Genomic DNA, 18,381 nt, shown 5'->3' with positions numbered 1-18,381 from the left:
ATGTTATGTCCAGCTTGTCACTACAACGGAACACGCGTGATTGATTCACGGCCTGCGGAAGAAAACCGTTCCATTCGACGAAGACGTGAATGCGAAAAATGTAGTTATCGTTTCACGACATTTGAAAAAGTGGAGCACTCTCCGTTAGTTGTCGTAAAGAAAGATAAGACCCGGGAAGAGTTCAGCAGTGAAAAGTTGCTGAGAGGATTGATTCGCGCTTGTGAAAAACGCGCAGTGCCGATCGAGCATTTAAAAGAAATCGTTAGTTCTATCGAAAAAGAACTAAGAAGCTCAGGAAATGTCGAAATAGATTCAGAACAAGTAGGCGAAATGGTGATGGAACGATTAGTGGACGTGGACGAGGTTGCGTATGTACGATTTGCGTCTGTTTACCGCCACTACAAAGACATCACGGTCTTTATTGATGAGTTGCAACAATTGCAAAACAGGAAAGATGAACAAGAGTAAGATGTTGATCTAGAAGGGGAGGCGAGAGTTAACATGCTTTTTACTGAGTTGCAGCCTGTCGATTCCTTCGAAGTGAAATTAGCTCATCCGTTCTCTGCGTATGACCGACAGATGCTGACGCTATTTTATCAGCCACTGATCGGTCCTGAAGCGGTCAGTTTGTTTATGACCCTTTGGACGGATGCGGAAAGCAGAGAACCGCAAGAGCACACCCACTATTATTTAATGAATATGTCTTCATTTCCACTTCAAGCCATTTTTGAAGCGAGGATTTCATTGGAAGCTATTGGATTATTGCGTACGTATAAGAAAAAGCAAGAAATAGATAAACGATCATTTATTTACGAATTATTACCGCCACTTGATGCGCCTTCATTCTTCAGTGATCCGCTTCTATCCACGTTTTTGTTCAGTAAAATCGGAGAGCAACCGTATCGTCAGTTACGTGGCCGATTTCTAGAGGAGCCGATTGCGAAAGATGAGTACCAAGATATATCTCGCACATTTTTAGATGTCTATAAACCAGCAAGAGGCGATCAAGCGATGGAATTGACTGCAGGAATGCATTTTCAAGGAAAGAGTGAACCTCCTGGCATACCGTTTTATGTAGCAAATTTCAATTTTGATTTATTCTATAACGGTCTGTCAGAACAAATGATTCCTAAAGCTTCTTTGCGCACTATTTCTCAGGAAATGATTGCCATGCTAGCTTTCTTATATTCACTCAGTCCACTCGATATGCAAAAAGTCGTGATGATTGCGATGGATGAAAATCATCAGCTGACGGAAGAAAAAGTACGCAAGGCAGCTGCCGAGTTTTATAAGATGAATACGTCCAAGCAACCGCCTAAATTACAGTCGGTGTTCACGCAACCGGTCGTCGAAGAAGTACCAAAAGAAAATATGAGTCGTGACGAAGAACTATTGTTTTATCTAGAACATACTCCGCCAAAAGAAATGTTGCGTAAAGTGAGCAAGAAAGAACCGTTCCTTGTAGACATTCAGCTTGCTGAACGGCTAATTAATTTGCATAAGTTCCCAGTAGGTGTCGTCAATGTCTTGCTTCAATATGTGATGTTACGTAATGATGGCAAAATCACGAGCAGTTTTGTCGAACGCATTGCTTCCCATTGGGCGAATAAACAAGTGAATGACGCGAAAACAGCTTTGAAGTTATCGAGAGAAGAACATGATCAATACATGAAGTGGCTTAAAGAAGGGAAGAAAACGACGCCTAGAAATCGAAAGACCACTAGGGAAGAAAAAGTTCCCGAATGGTTTAACAAGCGCGATAAAAAGAATGAGAAATCCGACAAACCTAATGATTTCAATGTCGAGGAAGAACGCCAGAAGTTATTGAAAGAATTGGGGATTCAAGAATAAGAGGTGAAATAAAATGGAACGAATAGGGGATGCGATGAAACGGGTAGTGAATGCTCCTTCATTAGCCCAAAAATACGATGAGCTTCGAACAGAGGTAATGGAAGATCCGGCCGTACAACAATTTATTAGCGATCATTCCGATGAGGTCAATACAGAAGTGATCAACCGCAGTCTAGGTAAACTATACGAATTTACAACGGCTTCCCACGCTTGTGAGCGCTGTCCGAATCTCGACGGGTGTATTAATGTCATGAAAGGCTTTGAGCCGAAATTAGTCATCGCACAGCGCCTTATTGACGTGGATTATATAGTCTGTCCTACGAAGCAGTTGGTAGATGAACGTAGAAACATCTCGAAAATGGTCAACAGCATGTACATGCCGAAAGAAGTAATGGAAGCGCGTCTATCTGACGTCAACTTCTTGTCTGAAGATAGTCGTGTAATCGTCATGCGAGCAGCTAAAGATTTCCTGAATCAAATCGAGTCTACTGGTAAAGTTCCGGAAAGAGGCTTTTATCTATTTGGGAACTTTGGTATTGGAAAATCATTCATTTTAGGTGCGTTAGCGAATGAATTGGCAACGAGACGTATCCAAACTGTAGTAGTGTATGTTCCGGAGTTTCTACGGGAGATGAAGCAATCGATCCAAAACCAAACACTGGACGAAAAAGTGGAGTTTGTGAAGCGGGCTCCTGTCTTAATGCTAGATGATATAGGAGCAGAAACGATGTCAACTTGGACTCGAGATGAAGTGCTCGGCACGATTTTGCAGTACCGTATGGCAGAAAAGCTACCTGTATTCTTTACATCCAATTTTAATTATAATGAATTAGAACATCACCTTACAACGAGTCAGCGTGGAGAAAAAGAGCCTATTAAAGCGGCGCGAATTATGGAGAGAATCCGAATGGTCAGCCAACCGTTTAAACTTGGTGGGGAGAACTGGCGGGATTAATCATTCTGAACGTGCTTTGTTGAAAGAATTATTCAATTACACTTGCAATTACGCTCAGATTTTTCTATACTATTACACAGTTCAACATAAATAAATTGTTAACATGCATCGAAGAGGACAATACTTTATTTTTCACCTTTCCAGAGAACAGGGGCATGGCTGAAACCCTTGTAGGCAGAAGATAAATTTACCACCTCCGAGCAGCATCAGTGAAAGTAAGTAGCTGATGACGGTAGCGGCCCGTTAGCCGATCGAAAGCTTCGGTCTTTTCGCATATTTGCGAATGGAAGGAAGAAGGGTGGAACCACGAGCTCAAGCCTCGTCCCTTTAGGGATGGGGCTTTTTTGCGTTCAAAAAAAGAAAGGGAGTCATACACATGCCAGAAAATATTCATTTAACATTTCCAGATGGTGCAGTAAAAGAATTCGAGGACGGCGTCACAACAGAAGAAATTGCAGGCTCCATCAGTCCTGGATTGCGTAAAAGCGCATTAGCAGGAAAAATTGGAGAGCAGCTCATCGATTTGAAATCACCAATCCATACAGATGGAGAGATTAGTATCATTACGCCAACTTCAGATGAAGCGTTGGACATTCTGCGTCATAGTACGGCTCACCTTTTGGCACAAGCCGTCAAACGCAAATTCCCGGATGCGAAACTAGGAATAGGTCCTACTATCGAAAACGGTTTTTATTATGATATCGATTCACCTACACCGATCACTGCTGAAGATTTGCCTGAGTTAGAAAAAGAAATGAAACGCATTATCGGTGAAAACTTACCCATTATTCGTCACGATGTATCCCGTGCGGAAGCAGAAAAACGTTTCAAAGAAATTGATGATGAATACAAATTGGAACTTCTCGAAGCAATTCCTGAAGATCAACAAGTATCTATTTATGAACAAGGCGAATTCTTCGACCTATGCCGCGGCATTCATGTTCCGTCTACAGGTAAACTAAAAGAATTTAAATTATTAAGTATTGCAGGGGCTTATTGGAGAGGGAACTCTGATAACAAAATGCTTCAACGGATTTACGGAACGGCTTTCTTCAAAAAGGACGAGCTGAAAGAACATTTGCGTATGCTGGAAGAAGCGAAAGAGCGTGACCACCGTAAAATCGGTAAGGAATTGAATCTGTTCACAAATTCACAAAAAGTTGGACAAGGTCTTCCACTCTGGTTACCAAAAGGCGCTACCATTCGCCGTGTGATCGAACGATATATTGTCGATAAAGAAGAAAGACTAGGCTACCAGCACGTGTATACGCCAGTACTTGGAAGTGTAGAACTCTACAAAACATCCGGTCACTGGGATCATTATCAAGATGGTATGTTCCCGACAATGAGCATGGATAACGAAGATCTCGTGTTACGTCCAATGAACTGTCCTCACCACATGATGATTTATAAAAATGGTATTCATTCGTATCGTAATTTACCACTTCGTTTGGCGGAACTTGGCACAATGCACCGTTATGAAATGTCGGGAGCACTTTCGGGTCTTCAGCGTGTACGTGGTATGACATTGAACGATGCGCATATCTTCGTGCGTCCTGACCAGATTAAAGAAGAGTTTAAACGTGTAGTCATGTTAATCATTGAAGTATATAAAGACTTCAATATTAAAGATTATTCGTTCCGCCTATCGTATCGCGATCCTGAAGATACAACGAAATATTTTGATGACGATGAAATGTGGGAACGTGCACAAGCTATGTTGAAAGAAGCAATGGATGAGATGGAGCTTCCGTATACAGAAGAAGAAGGCGAGGCAGCATTTTACGGTCCGAAGTTGGATGTACAAGTAAAAACAGCAATTGGTATGGAAGAAACACTTTCCACTGCACAATTGGACTTCTTATTACCTGAGCGCTTCGACCTTACGTATATCGGCGAAGACGGCAAGCAACACCGTCCAGTCGTCATTCACAGAGGTGTCGTGTCTACAATGGAACGCTTTGTTGCCTTCTTAATTGAAGAATACAAAGGAGCCTTCCCAACATGGTTAGCGCCAATCCAAGTAGAATTGATCCCGGTATCACCTGATGTTCACCTTGACTATGCACAAGACGTTAAAGATCAGCTGACATTGGCAGGGTTCCGTGTAGACGTAGACAGCCGTGACGAGAAGATTGGTTATAAGATCCGTGAAGCACAAGTACAAAAGGTTCCGTATATGCTTGTACTAGGAGATCGTGAAATGGAAGCTGGCGAAGTCAACGTTCGTAAATATGGCGAACAAAAATCTGAAAGTATGTCATTCGAAGCGTTCCTTGAATTGATCAAAGAAGACGTGAAGAAGAACTAATACAACAGGATAGGTACCGTTTCCCTAGTTCTGCATACAATGATGGGTATAGCACGGATTACACGAAGGTCGCTACGGATGGCTCATTGTAGAGTCATCCGCAAGCGCCAAAGTGGGTTCCATACGATCTTTCACTCCGTCTTCCAACATTAATAAAAATAGTAGTTGCAATTCTATTGATAATGCGCTATACTTGAAAAGTTGAATTAATTCAAACATAACCTGTGCATCCGACAATGAGATCTGCAGAGTTATTGACATTTGATAGTAAAGATGTTATTATTAATAAGGTTAACTGAATACAGTTTGTGGTATAAGAAGAGGCTACCCGCTTCTCACCTGATCGACGCAATGAAGTTGTTGCCAGGTTAGCACAATAAGTTTATATCTATGCATACTGGCATAGTATACTTACGCGGGTAGACAAATCATATTTGTCTACTTTTTTTATTTTGTAAAATGGATAGACCTATGGGACTTTGAAGTCGGAATTTCCGATATACCAAAATGTGTATTCACGAGACAATATTCGGAGGTGGATTACTATTAGCAAAGACATGTACGTAAATGATGGTATCCGAGCACGTGAGCTGCGTTTAATTGATCATAATGGCGAACAACTCGGTATCAAAACACGTAATGAAGCTTTAGATATTGCTGCTCAAGCAAACCTGGACTTAGTTCTTGTTGCTCCACAAGCGAAGCCCCCAGTAGCTCGTGTTATGGACCATGGAAAGTTCAAGTTCGAACAGCAAAAGAAAGAGCGTGAAGTACGTAAGAATCAAAAGGTCATCAACGTTAAAGAAGTTCGACTTAGCCCTACAATTGATGAGCATGACTTCCAAACGAAACTTCGTAACGGAATCAAGTTCCTTGAAAATGGGGATAAGGTAAAAGCTTCAATTCGTTTCCGCGGCCGTGCGATTACGCATAAAGAAATTGGCCAACGAGTACTTGATCGCTTTGCAGAAGCTTGCAAAGATGTAGCAACTGTTGAAGTTAAACCAAAAATGGAAGGTCGGAGCATGTTCTTAATACTTGCCCCACTTGCCGAGAAAAAGTAACACGAACAATTTAGGAGGAACAGAACATGCCAAAAATGAAAACTCACCGCGGTTCCGCGAAACGTTTCAAAAGAACTGGAACTGGTAAATTAAAACGTGGCCGTGCTTACACAAGTCACCTATTTGCTAACAAATCTACGAAGGCTAAGCGTCACTTACGTAAGTCTGCACTAGTTTCTTCAGGCGATTACAAGCGTATTCGCGAAATGCTAACAAACATGAAGTAAGATCGAAACACACACTTATAGGATAAGCAGGAGGTAATGCACTATGCCACGCGTAAAAGGTGGAACAGTAACGCGCAAGCGTCATAAAAGAGTATTGAAATTAGCAAAAGGTTATTTCGGTTCAAAACATAGACTTTATAAGGTAGCAAACCAACAGGTAATGAAATCTTATAACTATGCTTACCGTGACCGTCGTAACAAAAAACGTGATTTCCGTAGACTATGGATTACACGTATCAACGCGGCTGCTCGTGTGAATGGTATTTCATACAGCACATTAATGCACGGCTTGAAAGTAGCTGGCATCGATGTTAACCGTAAGATGCTTGCAGAACTTGCAGTGACAGATGCACCAGCATTTGCACAACTTGCAGAGACAGCAAAAAAATCTGTAGCAAAATAAGATGAACCAAAATCCACTTTCGTTTTCATTCTTATATGGAAATGAAGGTGGATTTTTTCGTATGGGGGAATGGCTGACATGGCACAAACACTATTGATGTATATGGCCATCCTGTCACTCTGGGCATTTGGGGCAATGGGATATGATAAAAGCCAAGCTAAAAAGAAAAAGCAACGTATACCAGAACGAAATCTATGGTTATTGGCAGTGCTTGGTGGTGGAGTAGGTGCATACATGGGTATGCAATTCTTTCACCACAAAACGAGAAAAACTCATTTCCGTATTGGATTTTTACTTCTAATGATGATCGACATCGTGTTGCTGCTAGCTATATATGGTGTAAAATTACCAACTACAGTTACATTTTAATATAAAAACGGAAATAGCCGTGTTCAGCTATTTCCGTTTACTCAAGATTTCATTAATTGTTCAATTGGATTCTTCCAGTTAATCTCGGCATGAGGATAATTCGTTCGCACTTCGGATTCAAGGAAATGAAAATCTTCTTTCGTCATACCTTGCAAGTTTGCTTCATTTTTCACCCAAATGAAAATAGAGACAACATCAAAGGAATCCGTCGTGGTGCCTAAATATTTCTCACCTTCGAACATCGCACCTTTATACGTAATAAAGAAGTTTTTACGGATATTCTTAACGTCATCATAAAAATAATATTGTTCCTTTTCATACGCTTCATCTAGCTTTCGCTTAGCATCTGTCAAATAGCGAATCCCCGAATAAAATAAATAGATAACAAGTGCTATAATGAAGACGCGGATCAATAAAACCATAAAATCAGCTCCTGCAAACGATGTAGTACTGTACTATACGGATGAGTCTGGTAAAAGGTTTCATTTCATAGCAAAATGGTGGAGGGAATACAAATGAAATTGCATCAACTATTTGAAATGCAAAGAGCGCTCGATACATATATACAAAAAAATCATCAAACGAATGAGACTTTTGCCGAAAGAGGGTTGGCATTAGTAGTCGAACTTTCTGAGTTGGCGAATGAGACGCGATGTTTTAAATTCTGGAGCACAAAAGGTCCTTCAGCAGATGATGTGATTTTAGAGGAATATGTGGATTCTATACATTTTTTATTATCGTTAGGAATCGAAAAAAGTTTTGATGGATTGGAAGAATGGCCGGCAAGTGAGGCTACGGACCAAAATCTAACACAACAGTTTATTCAAACAGGTCAATCCATTTATGCTTTCTTGGAATCCTTAACATTTGAAGATTATAAAAATGTTTGGAAGAATTACGGTGCCCTTGCGAATACGCTCGGATTTACAGAAGAACAAATTATTCAAGCATATATCGATAAAAATGAAGAGAACTACGCACGTCAACGAAATGGATACTAAGCGGTATCATTGACATCATCGTAATATTAACTATAATAAAAATTTCATAAATAAATAAATTGACAAAAAGACTGTTTTGATAATAATATTAATACAACACAGGTCGTACAGGGGGTATTTCGTTGAACGAATGGAGTAAAGATGATTTTGGATTGCGTTTAAAGGCACTGAGAGAACGTCGAGGACTGTCGATGATGGCGTTTGGCGCGGCAATCGGTACATCAGCCAGCCGAATTAAAGATTGGGAACGTGGTAAGAATGCACCGTCCGCTGCTTGGATCGCTAAAATTTCAGAGCGTTTTTCTGTTTCTACCGATGAGTTGATTATGGGGGAGGTAACATTTACTCCGTATTTCAAAGCAACAGGTAATACAGTAGAATCACTCTATGATCGTCTTCGTGAAACGATGAATGTCGAATCCTCTGGTAAATGGCCAACAGAAATTGATGAGCTATATGCAGAAATCGATGCAGTGAATAAAGAGAAGTACCGTAGCGGAAAAGGACGGCGATCGGCTGAAAAAGAGCTGATGGAGTTAGCTATCCGCCTTCCTAAAAAAGATGTACTAGAACTACTTGAACTCGCTAAATATAAAAGACGCACACTATAAAACGATGCTCCTTGAAGTCATTAGACTTCGAGGAGCATCGTTTTTTATTAGTAGAAATGTAAATACGCAGAGCGATTTAGTGGTAAATACGATGGGATTTCTGAAAGGCTTGGCCCAAGTCATGCCCGCAGGAAAGTGTCCGCTCTGAACGGAAATCTCCTTCCTGGCACTATGCAACTTTTTCTTAGTTGTCAAAATAACAAATAATCAAATAGCATGAAATGTGGGAAAACAAAATGAAATGCGTTATGATAGAGTCGTAGATAAACCCAAGGAGGATGAGTTGATTGAAAGCATTCGTTCATGAAAATGGTGAGTTGCACTATACAGATATCGCAGATCCCTCAGCTGGAAACGGTGAAGTCATTGTCGCATTGAAAACCGCAGGACTAAATCGACGCGATACCGCTATACCGAAAAGACGTGGAAACGCTTCTGAACCATTGGCATTAGGTTCAGACGGCGCTGGCATCATCGAATCAGTCGGGGAAGGTGTGACGGATTGGCATGTTGGAGACGAAGTAATGATCAACCCATCACTTCGCTGGTTCGAAGAAAGCGATGCGCCACCAGCTGAATTTGATATTCTCGGTATGCCAGATCATGGTACCTTTGCAGAAAAGATTTGCATTTCTTCAGATCAGCTAGAGAAAAAGCCATCACATCTTACGTGGAATGAATCCGCAGTGGTTGCTCTATCCGGGCTGACAGGTTATCGGGCATTAGTAACGAGAGGCCGTATAGAAGAAGGTCAAACTGTCTTTATTCCGGGAGCTGGTAGTGGAGTCGCGACTTATATGATTCAATTCGCGAAGAAATTAGGAGCACGTGTCATCGTATCCTCAAGAAGTGAAGAAAAAAGAAAACACGCAATGAAACTCGGTGCGGATGTAGCAATTGATACGAATAGCGATTGGCCTACAGAACTAAAAGACGAACGAGTGGATCTTGTGATTGAGAGTGTGGGAAGAGCAACATTCAATCGTTCTCTTGAAATTCTTAAAAAAGGTGGTCGTATTGTCGTGTTTGGTGCCACGACCGAAGATACTGTCGAGCTGAATTTGCGCGAATTCTTTTACGGTCAATATTCGTTACTAGGCACTACAATGGGAAGTCGTGAAGAATTGCGGGAGATGTTAGCATTAGTTGAAGAACACCAAATCCATCCTGTTATTGATTCAGTGATTCCTCTTGAAAAAGCTAGTGAGGCATTTGCTAAGCTGGAAGACAGTGTACAATTCGGTAAAATCGTTTTAGCCATTTCAAAGTAAATTATATAACGGGTATAGAAAGGCAGTGGAGGTAGTGACGAAAGAAGTAAAGACACTGACAGATTTGGAAATCGCTTCAAAAGCAACTATGCAACCAATTGAAAATATCGCAGACAAAGCAGGAATTCCATTGGATGCGTTAGAGCTATATGGAAAATACAAAGCGAAAATCAACGTAGACCTCATTCCGAAACAAACGTCACAAGCGAAAGTCGTACTCGTAACTGCTACTAGTCCAACGCCAGCAGGGGAAGGGAAATCGACAGTGACAGTTGGTCTCGGTGATGCACTGTCCCGTTTAGGTAAGAAAACCATGATTGCATTGCGTGAACCTTCATTAGGACCGGTAATGGGCGTCAAAGGCGGAGCAACGGGTGGCGGATTTTCACAAGTACTACCTATGGAAGACATCAATCTGCACTTCACTGGAGACCTTCATGCCATTACAACGGTTAATAATGCGTTGAGCGCTATGATCGACAACCATTTGCATCAAGGTAATGTGTTGAACATCGATCCACGCCGCATTACATGGAAACGTGTCATGGATATGAATGACCGTGCGCTTCGTCATGTGATGATAGGTTTAGGTGGACCATCACAAGGCGTGCCACGCGAAGATGGTTTCGATATTACCGTAGCATCCGAAATCATGGCCGTATTCTGTCTGGCGACTAGTTTACCAGACTTGAAAGAACGCTTATCCGATATTGTAATTGGCTATACGTATGAAAAGGAAGCTGTGACAGTACGAGATTTAGGCGTAGAGGGTGCGTTGACGCTTCTGCTTAAAGATGCATTCAAACCGAACCTTGTCCAAACGATCGAAGGTACACCAGCTTTCATTCACGGCGGTCCGTTCGCGAATATTGCTCATGGTTGTAACTCGTTGATCGCAACGAATACAGCACGTAATCTGGCTGACTATGTCGTGACAGAAGCAGGGTTTGGATCTGATTTAGGCGCGGAAAAGTTTATGAACATTAAAGCGCGTGTCGGTAAATTCCAACCGGATGCAGTTGTTCTAGTCACCACAATTCGTGCGCTTAAAATGCAAGGCGGAGTAGCAAAGCAGGAATTAAAAGCAGAGAATAGTCAAGCGGTAGAAAAAGGTTTAGTCAACTTGGAAAAGCATATTGAGACGATTCTATCGTTCGGAGTGCAACCAGTAGTGGCGCTCAATCGTTTCGTAGGAGACACTGATAGTGAATTGCAGAAAGTTCAAAAGTGGTGTCAGGATCATAATGTAAAAGTCGCTTTAACGGATGTGTGGCAAGACGGTGGAGCCGGCGGGGAAGCTTTGGCAAAAGAAGTCTTAAAAGTGATGGAAGAGCCAAATAATTTCGCTCCTATTTATGAAGTAGAGCAATCAGTAGAAGAAAAACTCACAGCGATTGTTCAAAAAGTATATGGTGGCACAGGCGTTTTATTTACCGATCAGGCTAAAAAAGATTTAGCGGAAATTAAAAGGAATGGCTGGGATCTCTTGCCGGTCTGTATGGCGAAGACCCAGTACTCGTTTTCCGATGATCCAAGCAAATTAGGACGTCCAACAGACTTCTCGGTTACAATTCGCAATATTTTACCGAAGCTTGGGGCAGGTTTCTTAGTTTGTTTAACAGGCGACATCATGACTATGCCTGGTTTACCAAAAAAGCCGGCAGCACTCCATATGGATGTCGATTCGGCTGGTAATGCTAAAGGGTTAATGTGATGGCAATCTTTAGTAGGCATTATAGCATTTAAATCAAAAAGGATGTACAGAACGTCATCAATTTGACATTCTGCACATCCTTTTGTATGTCTTATACTAAAAAATCCTATGATCAACAAGCCACTCACTGATGAAATCCATGATCGATTCAACAGTCCCCTCTTCAAATGGCGATCTCAAATTGGCTGTTGCAACGAGCTCTAAAAATGATTTACTTCCACCCAATTGACACAGTGCCAAATAATCTGTCCATGCATCTTCAAAGTCGCTTAATGAGCGTTGCCAAAACTGAAGAGCACAGATTTGTGCTAAAGCATAATCAATATAATAAAACGGTACTTCATAGATATGACCTTGTCTCTGCCAAAAACCGCCTTGTTCCAAATAAGGATGTCCGTCATAATCCCGATTAGGTAAATAGATGTTCTCAAGATCTTTCCATACGGCTTTACGTTCACTTGGAGTCATTTCAGGCTGGTCATAGATGCGTTGTTGAAACTCGTCCACTGCCACTCCATAAGGTAAAAACAGTACACTCTCAAGTAAGTGTGCATAGCGATATCGTTCTGCCTCGCTGCCAAAGAAGCGATCCATCCAAAACCAAGTAAAGAACTCCATACTCATAGAGTGAATTTCTGCCGCTTCAGTCGTTGGCCAAATATATTCAGGGAGCCCAATTGAACGACTAGAATACACTTGGAATGCATGGCCTGCCTCATGTGTCAAAACATCAATATCACTGGAAGTTCCATTGAAATTAGAGAAAATAAACGGTGAATCGTAATTGTCTATGAATGTACAATAACCGCCTGCTTCCTTGCCTTTTTTCGCCACCAAATCCAATAAGTTTTTACGTTTCATATAATCAAAAAAACGTCCGGTTTCACGCGATAACTCTTGATACATTTTTTGGCCATTTTCCAAAATCCATTCAGGAGAACCTGTAGGTTGGGGATTACCCTCTGCATAATGCAATGGTTCATCATAAAACTTCATTTGCGAAATGCCTATTCTACGACTTTGCATACCTCGAATCTTCTCTGCTAGAGGCACCACATGCGTACGAATCTGATGACGGAAGTTTTCCATCATAGGTGCATCATAGCCAATCCGGTCCATACGTATGTATCCCAGTTCTGTAAAGCTTTTAAACCCAAGTGTCGTAGCGATTTCATGACGTACTGCAACAAGACGATCAAAAATTCTATCGAAATCCTCTTCATGCGAAGAGAAAAAATCGGCAGTGGCATTCATTGCATCTCTTCTAACAGAACGATCGAGTGACTCCTTAAATGGTCCAAGTTGTGCCAAAGTCAGCATTTCGCCTTGGAACTCGATTTGTGCTGAGGCGACGAGCTGTGCGTACTCGGAAATAAGTTTATTCTCTTGCTGTAAAAGTGGTAAGACTTCGTCGGAATAAGATTGGACGGCATTCTCTGCAAGTTTAAATAGCTGAGGGCCCCATCTGTCTTCCAATTGAGCTCGAAAAGGCGTCGAGATAACAGCTTGGTAGTAATCGCTTTGCAAAGCTTGGAATTGAGGTCCAATTTCATCAAAATACTCTCGTTCCTCTTGATAGAAGGAATCATTCGTATCAATCGAAGAGCGGATATACATAATGTTTTCCGCTGTACTGTAATCACTCGTCAACATGTTGATATGCTCAATAATTTGGGCTTGCTCTTCGAATGAGTTTGCTTGCTTAAACTGTTCAAGTGCAGCCTGGAATTCTATTTTTAGCTTATCGATATCCGGGCGAGTATACTCGTAGTCTTCAAAAGTCAGCATTGTACTCCTCCTAGTTCGTATGTATTGGGCTATCCCCTCATTTTCTAGCAACCAGTAATAAAAAGCAAATAATTTATTAGTAATGACGTTCATAAATTGCCACAAACTTATAAAATGATGTAGGATAGAGAGAGTAAACTCTAAGAGAGCGGGAAGAAGGAGAAATTGAATGCAAATAATCAATCATAAAGTACAAGAACTGGTCGATCCGACAGGTATTATCGATGGTCAGCGCTACGAATTCCTATTGACAGTTAAGTTTGATGAAGAAGATGAACTGTTCAATGAAGAGGGTACTGGCTTACGTATGTTATATTCTGCGAAGGATGGCCAGCGAAAGATGTTAACCTACCAATTTTATGAATTGGCAACGGAAAGTCCATTTGACGTTGAATGGGACGAAGAAGAACAAACGTTAGCAGAGCAATACTGCATGGAACATTTTCCTGAGATCTGAATACAAAATAGATGTTATTCTCTTTAGAATAGGGGATAATAGACTAGAGAAACACAAGTGGTACACCCAAAGCATTTCATCAAAGAATTAAATATAGGAGTGTTTTAAATGAATCATGAAATAGTGGATATTACGATTATCGGCGGAGGTCCAACTGGATTATTTTCTTCGTTCTATGCGGGTATGCGTGAAATGTCTGTTAAAATTATCGATAGTTTGCCGCAGCTTGGTGGCCAATTGATCGAGCTATATCCAGATAAATATATTTATGATGTTGGCGGATTCCCTAAAATTTTGGCAAAAGATTTAGTGGCAAACTTAGTAACACAAGCGCACTATGCAAAACCTGAAATTTGTTTAGGGGAAGCGGCAATGTCCATCGAAAAGAAGGACGATCACTTTGTTTTAACGACAGATAAAGGTCAGCATTTGACACGTACTATTTTATTGACTGCAGGAATCGGTGCTTTTCAACCACGTAAAATCGGATTGAAAGAAGAACCTACTTTTGAAGGCAAAACATTACACTATGGTATAAAAGACTTGTCTATGTTTAAAGATCAAAACATCTGTGTTTGTGGTGGGGGAGACTCTGCACTGGACTGGGCATTGATGCTTGAAGATATCGCAAGTCAAGTTACACTAGTTCACCGTAGAGAGCGTTTCACTGCGCATGAAACCAGTGTGAATCAACTTCGCGAATCTAGTGTCAATATTTTAACTTCGCATGCTGTCAGTGAATTACAGGGTGACGGAGACACATTGGATAAAGTGATATTGAAAGAAAAAGATGGCAGCGTGAAAGAACTTGAATTCGATCATGTTGTAGTGAACTACGGCAATATTTCTTCACTCGGCCCATTGAAAGACTGGGGCTTAGATATGGAGCGTAATTCTATTGTAGTCAACTCTCGCATGGAAACGAATATCGAAGGCATTTATGCAGCTGGTGATGTCACAACATACGACGGCAAAGTGAAATTGATTGCGGTAGGTATGGGCGAAGCACCGGTTGCCATCAGCCACGCGAAAGCGTTCCTAGATCCGAAAGCTAAAGTGCAGCCGTTGCACAGTACGAGCATCTTCGGTTAATAGAATACTATGCACCTTGTATGGAGAGTTTTTCACTGTACAAGGTGTTTTATGTACGTAATATAAAAGGCTATCTCAAGAGAAATCTCGAGATAGCCTTTTTCATTGAAAACCAATTATCGCTTTGTTGTTTCATAATCAGCGACTTTGACTAGTTGCTTACCTAAATTTGTTCCATCAAATAAACCAAGAAATGCATGTGGAATATTGTCGAAGCCTTCTACAATTGTTTCTTCATACTTCAATTGGCCTTCTGATAGCCATTTACCTAAATCAGCAGATGCAGTAGCGAAGTCTGTTGCATAATCTCCTACAGTAAAGCCTTTCATCAACGCGCTCGTTTTGATCATCGTAGATTGAAGACGAGGCCCTATATCTTGCTCTTCTTTATTGTAAGAAGAAATAGCGCCACATAGTGCAATTCGTGCGTGTTTATTGAGTAATGTAAAGACAGCATCCGTCACTTCACCACCGACATTGTCGAAATAGACATCTACACCGTCAGCTGCAGCTGTAGCTAAGTCTTCTTTAAAGCTATCCAGTTTATAATTGACTGCCTCGTCAAAGCCGAGTTCATTTTTTACGTACTCGATCTTCTCTTGTGAACCTGCAATTCCGATTACTTTGGCACCTTTCATTTTAGCGATTTGGCCCACTACTGAACCAACTGCCCCAGCAGCACCGGAAACGACGACTGTTTCACCTTCTTGAGGTTTACCGATATCGAGTAACCCGAAGTATGCAGTGAGGCCTGTCATGCCGAGAATTCCTAAATGTGTAGTAATTGGCGCGATATGTGGATCAATTTTACGTACTTCTTGCTCAGCAGCTGCCGTATACTCTGCCCAATTCAAGTTCCCTACAACCAAATCTCCGGGTTTGAATGAATCGGAAGTAGATTTTGTGACCTCACCCACAACTCCACCGGTAATCACTTCATTCAGTTTAAATGGGGGAATATAAGATTTTGCATCTATCATTCCTCCTCGCATGTAGGGGTCAACCGATACATATAGCGTGCGAACAAGAACTTGATGGTCTTGTAGTTCAGGCATCGGCTTTTCCACAAAATCGAACGTTTTCATAGTAGGCAAGCCTTTTGGTCGGTTAGCTAAATGAATTTCTCTGTACATCTCTTGTGTCATATAAACTCCTCCTATTTTTACACCATACGTATTTATCAACTTACTAATAGTAAGCTTAAGTTCAAGGGTACTAGCATGCAGTACTGAAGTCAATTAATTGCATTGACATGAAAAGTTTTTTGCATTCATTTGAATGCATCAATTAATATATTCATAAAAAATGATTTGAGTGGACATTTCCTTTATGTCAAAGTAGAGTAGAGACGTAGACTTTCAGAAAAATTAATGATTTAGCAGTAAAGGAGCTAACCAAATGAAAAAGGTCTTGGTTGTGGAAGATGAACAGTCAATAGCAACTCTTTTGCAGTACAACTTGGAGCAGGCAGGATATACCGTTTACATAGCCCGAGATGGTAATACAGCAATTTCTATGACACTATCTGAAGAACCGGATTTACTGTTGCTTGATATTATGCTGCCAGGAATGGATGGCATGGATGTATGCAGAAGGCTTCGCCAAGAAAAGATTCATACACCTATTTTAATGTTGACAGCGAAAGGTGATGAATTCGACAAAGTCCTTGGACTCGAACTGGGAGCAGATGACTACCTAACAAAGCCATTTAGTCCGCGAGAGGTACTTGCTCGTGTGAAAGCCATCTTGCGCAGAATAGAGTTACAGGATTCAGTACAGGCGAAAGAACTGGAAGAGGAACTTAGTAATGGAAGTTTACTAGTTCATCCAGATCGAATTGAAGCCTTTTTAGATGGAAGCCCTTTAGAACTGACACCAAAAGAATTTGAACTGCTTTTATACTTAATGCGACATTCTGGTAAGGTATTACACCGCGAGCAGTTGCTGAATGCGATTTGGAATTATGACTATACTGGAGATTCTCGTATCGTAGATGTTCATATCAGTCACCTAAGGGAAAAGATTGAACCGGATACAAAAAGTCCAGTGTATATTAAGACTGTCAGAGGATTTGGTTATAAATTTGAAGAAGTAACAAACTGAATACTGTAGATACATACGAAAGCTGAAGACGAATCCATATCGGATGGTGTCTTTAGCTTTTTTTTACCTTTCGCATCTCCTTCTAGGTTACAAAGATCTGGGGAATGATCTACTTAAACAGAACCTTTACATAACCTTTACGTTTCATCCATCACTCTTTAATATTCATTGTTTATAGTAAAGAGGCAGTAGAAAATTACTACTAAAACGAAAAGCTCAAGGGGGCGCAGTGATGAGGAAACGTAATCGAATAACCGTATTGGCATTTGTTTTACTTTGTATAGGGGTGATCGCAGGTTGTAGTAGTACAAAAGCAAGTGATAGTGAAAAAGGAAAAGCTAAGCAAGAAACTGAACCCATCATGGCGGTAGGTTCAAGTGCACTACAACCTTTAGTAGAAGCAGCAGCACAGCAGTATTCGGAAAAAAATCCAGGATCGGTCATTAACGTCCAAGGTGGAGGGAGCGGTACTGGATTAAGCAAAATTAGCGAAGGTGCAGTAGATATAGGAAACTCGGATATATTCGCAGAAGAAAAAGAAGGCGTGGACGCGAGTAACTTAGTCGATCATAAAGTGGCGGTTGTTGGAATGGGGCCAGTAAGTCACCCAGAGACAGGTGTAGAAGATATTACGTCTGAAGAATTGATTGGCATCTTTACAGGGGAAATCAAAAATTGGAAAGAGCTTGGCGGAGTGGATCAAGAAATTATTGTTATCAACCGTGCAAAAGGATCCGGAACACGTGCGACGTTTGAAACATTTGCATTGCAAGGAAAAGAACCAATCGATGCGCAAGAACAGGATTCATCCGGTACGGTACGCAAGATTGTTGGTGAAACACCGGGAGCCATTAGCTACTTAGCTTTCTCGTATTTCGATCATACGACTACCGCTTTAAAAGTCAACGGTGTAACACCGAACCGTACAAGTGTCGAGTCCAATGAATGGGAAATTTGGGCGTATCAACACATGTATACAAACGGTGAAGCGAAAGGTTTAGCGAAAGAATTGATTGAATATATGTTGTCGGAAGAAGTGCAGGAAGTTCTGCTTCCAGAAATGGGTTACTTACCGGTAACAGGTATGCAAGTAGAACGAGATGCAGAAGGAACTGTTACGAAAAAATGATAAAAACTTGCAAAGATCTCCAATCTCGAAAGGAG

At 41.1% G+C, this 18,381-nt stretch carries 20 protein-coding genes and 2 other annotated features; of the genes, 16 read left to right on the top strand and 4 right to left on the bottom strand.

From position 1 onward, the window contains the following. The 4 genes from nrdR (at position 1) to thrS (ending at position 5,117) form a co-directional block, all read left to right on the top strand. Positions 1-468, top strand: coding sequence for a transcriptional regulator NrdR (gene nrdR / locus SporoP17a_RS02970; RefSeq protein WP_083032215.1), 468 nt, complete (start codon positions 1-3; stop codon positions 466-468). A gap of 33 nt (positions 469-501) precedes the next feature. Further along, a complete protein-coding gene (locus SporoP17a_RS02965; RefSeq protein ID WP_083032213.1) occupies positions 502-1,851 on the top strand; it encodes a replication initiation and membrane attachment family protein in 1,350 nt (449 codons plus the stop codon). A gap of 13 nt (positions 1,852-1,864) precedes the next feature. Continuing rightward, positions 1,865-2,806 carry a primosomal protein DnaI gene (dnaI, locus tag SporoP17a_RS02960; protein ID WP_083032210.1) on the top strand — a complete coding sequence of 314 codons (942 nt, stop codon included), beginning with the start codon at positions 1,865-1,867 and terminating at the stop codon, positions 2,804-2,806. A gap of 99 nt (positions 2,807-2,905) precedes the next feature. Next, positions 2,906-3,136, top strand: a binding site (T-box leader). A gap of 46 nt (positions 3,137-3,182) precedes the next feature. Beyond that, on the top strand, positions 3,183-5,117 hold the full coding sequence (thrS, locus tag SporoP17a_RS02955; RefSeq protein WP_083032208.1) for a threonine--tRNA ligase: 1,935 nt from the start codon (positions 3,183-3,185) through the stop codon (positions 5,115-5,117). A gap of 72 nt (positions 5,118-5,189) precedes the next feature. Here the strand turns inward: thrS and SporoP17a_RS16685 are convergent, their stop codons facing one another. Continuing rightward, positions 5,190-5,336, bottom strand: coding sequence for a hypothetical protein (locus SporoP17a_RS16685; RefSeq protein WP_156890513.1), 147 nt, complete (start codon positions 5,334-5,336; stop codon positions 5,190-5,192). 90 nt (positions 5,337-5,426) lie between these two features. Further along, positions 5,427-5,573: a sequence feature (ribosomal protein L20 leader region), on the top strand. A gap of 101 nt (positions 5,574-5,674) precedes the next feature. Here SporoP17a_RS16685 and infC point away from each other — a divergent pair. From infC to SporoP17a_RS02935, 4 genes are all read left to right on the top strand, one after another. Beyond that, positions 5,675-6,181 carry a translation initiation factor IF-3 gene (infC, locus tag SporoP17a_RS02950; RefSeq protein ID WP_143561105.1) on the top strand — a complete coding sequence of 169 codons (507 nt, stop codon included), beginning with the start codon at positions 5,675-5,677 and terminating at the stop codon, positions 6,179-6,181. Between the two features lie 26 nt (positions 6,182-6,207). Next, the gene (gene rpmI, locus SporoP17a_RS02945) at positions 6,208-6,408 is read left to right on the top strand and encodes a 50S ribosomal protein L35 (RefSeq protein WP_083032206.1); all 201 of its coding nucleotides are present in this window, start codon (positions 6,208-6,210) and stop codon (positions 6,406-6,408) included. A 43-nt stretch (positions 6,409-6,451) separates the two neighbouring features. Next, complete coding sequence (gene rplT, locus SporoP17a_RS02940; RefSeq protein ID WP_083032204.1) at positions 6,452-6,811, top strand: 50S ribosomal protein L20; 360 nt, start codon at positions 6,452-6,454, stop codon at positions 6,809-6,811. 78 nt (positions 6,812-6,889) lie between these two features. After that, positions 6,890-7,180: a DUF1294 domain-containing protein gene (locus SporoP17a_RS02935; RefSeq protein WP_083032201.1), complete on the top strand. Its 291-nt coding sequence runs from the start codon at positions 6,890-6,892 to the stop codon at positions 7,178-7,180. Positions 7,181-7,221: 41 nt separating this feature from the next. Here the strand turns inward: SporoP17a_RS02935 and SporoP17a_RS02930 are convergent, their stop codons facing one another. Continuing rightward, positions 7,222-7,602 (bottom strand): sigma-w pathway protein ysdB, encoded by a 381-nt coding sequence (locus tag SporoP17a_RS02930; RefSeq protein ID WP_083032198.1) that lies wholly within the window; start codon positions 7,600-7,602, stop codon positions 7,222-7,224. A 93-nt stretch (positions 7,603-7,695) separates the two neighbouring features. Here SporoP17a_RS02930 and SporoP17a_RS02925 point away from each other — a divergent pair, with 93 nt between their 5' ends. The 4 genes from SporoP17a_RS02925 to SporoP17a_RS02910 all read left to right on the top strand — a co-directional run bounded on the left by SporoP17a_RS02925 (position 7,696) and on the right by SporoP17a_RS02910 (position 11,777). Next, the gene (locus tag SporoP17a_RS02925) at positions 7,696-8,181 is read left to right on the top strand and encodes a dUTP diphosphatase (protein ID WP_083032195.1); all 486 of its coding nucleotides are present in this window, start codon (positions 7,696-7,698) and stop codon (positions 8,179-8,181) included. Positions 8,182-8,303: 122 nt separating this feature from the next. Then, positions 8,304-8,792 carry a helix-turn-helix domain-containing protein gene (locus SporoP17a_RS02920; protein ID WP_051210452.1) on the top strand — a complete coding sequence of 163 codons (489 nt, stop codon included), beginning with the start codon at positions 8,304-8,306 and terminating at the stop codon, positions 8,790-8,792. 287 nt (positions 8,793-9,079) lie between these two features. Further along, positions 9,080-10,063: a zinc-binding dehydrogenase gene (locus tag SporoP17a_RS02915; RefSeq protein WP_083032192.1), complete on the top strand. Its 984-nt coding sequence runs from the start codon at positions 9,080-9,082 to the stop codon at positions 10,061-10,063. A gap of 88 nt (positions 10,064-10,151) precedes the next feature. Then, positions 10,152-11,777, top strand: a complete 1,626-nt coding sequence (locus SporoP17a_RS02910) for a formate--tetrahydrofolate ligase (protein WP_237262414.1) — start codon at positions 10,152-10,154, stop codon at positions 11,775-11,777. 96 nt (positions 11,778-11,873) lie between these two features. Here SporoP17a_RS02910 and SporoP17a_RS02905 read toward each other — a convergent pair whose 3' ends face one another. Continuing rightward, positions 11,874-13,565 carry a M3 family oligoendopeptidase gene (locus tag SporoP17a_RS02905; RefSeq protein ID WP_083032186.1) on the bottom strand — a complete coding sequence of 564 codons (1,692 nt, stop codon included), beginning with the start codon at positions 13,563-13,565 and terminating at the stop codon, positions 11,874-11,876. A gap of 169 nt (positions 13,566-13,734) precedes the next feature. Between SporoP17a_RS02905 and SporoP17a_RS02900 the strand changes: the two genes are divergently transcribed. Together SporoP17a_RS02900 and SporoP17a_RS02895 are read left to right on the top strand one after the other, a co-directional pair. After that, a complete protein-coding gene (locus SporoP17a_RS02900) occupies positions 13,735-14,022 on the top strand; it encodes a DUF6509 family protein (RefSeq protein ID WP_083032184.1) in 288 nt (95 codons plus the stop codon). A gap of 108 nt (positions 14,023-14,130) precedes the next feature. After that, positions 14,131-15,114 (top strand): NAD(P)/FAD-dependent oxidoreductase, encoded by a 984-nt coding sequence (locus tag SporoP17a_RS02895; protein ID WP_083032182.1) that lies wholly within the window; start codon positions 14,131-14,133, stop codon positions 15,112-15,114. A 116-nt stretch (positions 15,115-15,230) separates the two neighbouring features. On the opposite strand, the gene SporoP17a_RS02890 is transcribed toward SporoP17a_RS02895, so the two are convergent. Then, positions 15,231-16,259: an NADP-dependent oxidoreductase gene (locus SporoP17a_RS02890; RefSeq protein WP_237262367.1), complete on the bottom strand. Its 1,029-nt coding sequence runs from the start codon at positions 16,257-16,259 to the stop codon at positions 15,231-15,233. 253 nt (positions 16,260-16,512) lie between these two features. Here SporoP17a_RS02890 and SporoP17a_RS02885 point away from each other — a divergent pair, with 253 nt between their 5' ends. Together SporoP17a_RS02885 and SporoP17a_RS02880 are read left to right on the top strand one after the other, a co-directional pair. Further along, on the top strand, positions 16,513-17,217 hold the full coding sequence (locus SporoP17a_RS02885; protein ID WP_083032179.1) for a response regulator transcription factor: 705 nt from the start codon (positions 16,513-16,515) through the stop codon (positions 17,215-17,217). 232 nt (positions 17,218-17,449) lie between these two features. Then, positions 17,450-18,346, top strand: a complete 897-nt coding sequence (locus SporoP17a_RS02880; RefSeq protein WP_083032176.1) for a phosphate ABC transporter substrate-binding protein PstS family protein — start codon at positions 17,450-17,452, stop codon at positions 18,344-18,346. Positions 18,347-18,381: the final 35 nt, after the last annotated feature.

This window comes from Sporosarcina ureae (genome assembly GCF_002082015.1).
Classification (GTDB): domain Bacteria; phylum Bacillota; class Bacilli; order Bacillales_A; family Planococcaceae; genus Sporosarcina; species Sporosarcina ureae_A.
The sequence above is the reverse complement of the archived record's forward strand: the minus strand, read 5'-3'. Positions and strand labels throughout refer to the sequence as shown.